Origin of the sequence: Mesorhizobium sp. M7A.F.Ca.CA.001.10.2.1, from assembly GCF_003998575.1 — a bacterium.
Lineage (GTDB): Bacteria > Pseudomonadota > Alphaproteobacteria > Rhizobiales > Rhizobiaceae > Mesorhizobium.
In genome coordinates this window covers 1-2,771 of sequence record NZ_RZQY01000743.1, presented here as the reverse complement: position 1 = coordinate 2,771, position 2,771 = coordinate 1, and the positions used below count along the sequence as shown (strand labels likewise).

Genomic DNA, 2,771 nt, shown 5'->3' with positions numbered 1-2,771 from the left:
CCTCTGGTGCGCCGATCGCGGCGATGAACACCATCCGCAAGCACCTTTCCACCATCAAGGGCGGCAGGCTGGCAGCGGCCGCATGGCCGGCCAGGGTGGTGTCGCTGATCGTCTCCGATATTCCCGGCGACAATCCGGCAATGGTCGCCTCCGGCCCAACCGTACCGGATACAGGCAGCCGCGCCGACGCGCTGGCCTCGATATCGGCCTATCGCATGAAACTGCCGGCCTCGGTGATGGCGCATATCAATTCGCCGGCCGCCGATGCGCCAAGCCCGGACGACGAGCGTTTTTCGCGCAACGAGGTGCATCTGGTCGCTTCGGCCGGGGTATCGCTGGAAGCCGCCGCTGCGGAAGCGAAACGGCAGGGTGTCGAGGCCGTTATCCTCTCCGATGCCATCGAGGGCGAAGCGCGCGAGGTGGGCGGCGTCCATGCCGCGATCGCGCGCGAAGTGGCGACGCGCAACCGACCATTTTCGAAGCCGGTGCTCATCTTATCGGGCGGCGAGACAACCGTGACCCTGCGGGCGAAAGGCAAGGGCGGCCGCAACTCGGAATTCCTGCTGGCTTTCGCCATAGGCATCAACGGCGTCGAAGGCATCCACGCATTGGCCGCCGACACCGATGGCATCGACGGTTCGGAAGACAATGCCGGCGCCTTCGCCGATGGCTCGACCGTGTCGCGCATGCGCTCGGCCGGTGTCGATGCCAAGGCCATGCTTGCCGGCAACAATGCCTGGACGGCCTTCAACGCGGTTGGCGATCTCTTCGTACCCGGCCCGACCGGCACGAATGTCAACGATCTCAGGGCGATTCTGATCAGGTAGCTGAAGCAATTCCAGGAAAAGTGTGAAGCGGTTTTCCGTCCGGAATTGCGAAAACAGACTGATCAGGCGGCCATCAGCCGCTTCACCAGCTTCATATCCTGCAGAAACCGTTCGCGTTCAGCCTCCTTGTCCGCGGACTCGCGGATGCGCAGAATGAAGGAGGGATGGATGGTGATGAACACGCGCAATCCGTCCTCGCGCTCGATCACTTGTCCGCGCATCTTTGTCACCGGGATCGCCTTGCCGAGCAGCGACATCGCCGCCGTCGCGCCGAGTGCCACGGCGAGGTTCGGCTTGATCAGCTCGAATTCCTGGTCGATCCACCAGCGGCAGGCCTGAATCTCACCGGAATTCGGCTTGGAGTGGATGCGGCGCTTGCCGCGCGGCTCGAACTTGAAGTGCTTGACCGCGTTGGTGACATAGACCTTTTGCCGATCGACACCGGCATCATCCAGGATCGCATCGAACACCTTGCCGGCCGGACCAACGAAAGGTTTGCCGGCGAGATCCTCCTGATCGCCTGGCTGTTCGCCGACGAAGATCACCTTGGCATTGTCGGGGCCTTCACCGAAGACGGTCTGCGTCGCGTCGCGCCACAGCGGGCAGCGGCGGCAGCCTTTCGCTACCTCACGCAACTCGGGAATCGTGTCTGCATCATCTTCCGGTGCTTCGGCGGGCTGCTTCGGCCAATGCCGTGCCTGCACCTTGGCGTGGTGCGGCGCGGGTGTTGTCGGCATCTTCGCAATCATGTCCTTGGCGGCCTTGTCCGCTCCTGCGATCATGTCTGGAATGAGCGAGGCCTCGGGAAGGTTCCGCCAATATTTCTTCGGCATCTCCTTCTGCATGGCTTTCACCTTCAGCCGTGCCGGGTTGAAGATGTTCTCGAAATAGATGCGCCACAGCGCCTCGGTATCGTCCTGATCAGGCGCATCGCCCTTGGCCGCGCCCGGCCCGATCGCCAGCCTTTCGCCATCCCAGTCGGCGGAGGCATAGGGCGTCAGGATCGTCCAGCGCATGCCGGTGAAACGCCTGACGAAGAAATCGGCGTTGCGCTCGACGATGAAATGATCCGGCTCGAACCAGGCGACATAGCGCTCATCGGCACCGTCGCCGATTTTCCGGAAGCGTACGAAGGCGTGCATCTTGTGGCTGTCGCGCCGCACCGCCTTTTCCATGGCCTCAAGCCGCCTGGTGTCGGGATCCGACGCGATTTCCAGCAGTTTAGGCTCATCGCGCAATCGCCAAAGCATGCGGTAGAGAAAGGCAAACCGGCCGGGATCGGAATGACAGAACGCCGTTTCGGCATGCCCGATGAAGTCGCGCGGCACGGCGAGTTGCGCGCCCGCAGGCACTTCAGGCAATTCTGCCTGATCGGAGCCCGGCGCGACATGCCAGCCGACGTCCTCGGGCCTGACCTCATTCAGGGCCAGCCGCCGTGCCGCGTCACGCCAGCCGGCAAAATCCGTCTCGCTGTCGAGCCGTACACTGTATCTGGCGAGATCAAGTTCAGCTGGCCGCATGATCAGAACAACGATAATTGTTCGCAGGAGGGGGCGATCCTGTCGCGCAGGCCGGCCTTGTCGGTCAGCGCACCAGGCGACCAGCCTTCGGCGATGATGAACGGCCTGAGCTTGGCGATCGACTGGCAGACCCGCCCGACATCCTCGAGCCGCATGCGCCGATGCCGGCGCGTCTCCAAAATCTTTGCCACCACCTTGGTGCCGAGACCCGGCACCCGCAGCAGAGCTTCGCGGTCGGCGCGGTTGATGTCGACCGGAAACTGCCCCCGGTTGCGCAGCGCCCAGGCGAGCTTCGGGTCGATGGCGAGATCGAGCATGCCGTCGCTGCTCCCGGCGAGGATTTCCGGCTGCGAAAACCCATAGAACCGCATCAGCCAGTCGGCCTGATAGAGCCGGTGTTCGCGCATCAGCGGTGGTTTCAGCA

Annotated in this window: 2 protein-coding genes and 1 pseudogene; 1 reads left to right on the top strand and 2 read right to left on the bottom strand. The window is 63.4% G+C overall.

Annotation, left to right across the window (positions count from 1 at the left end; all coding sequences use genetic code 11):
* Window positions 1-827 (top strand): glycerate kinase (locus tag EN964_RS31015; protein ID WP_164776114.1); only part of this gene is annotated, 827 nt, incomplete at its 5' end.
* Between the two features lie 62 nt (window positions 828-889).
* On the opposite strand, the gene EN964_RS31010 is transcribed toward EN964_RS31015, so the two are convergent.
* Window positions 890-2,347, bottom strand: a complete 1,458-nt coding sequence (locus EN964_RS31010) for a UdgX family uracil-DNA binding protein (RefSeq protein WP_127266495.1) — start codon at window positions 2,345-2,347, stop codon at window positions 890-892.
* Between the two features lie 2 nt (window positions 2,348-2,349).
* A pseudogene (locus EN964_RS31005) lies at window positions 2,350-2,771 on the bottom strand (radical SAM protein); the annotation flags it as partial.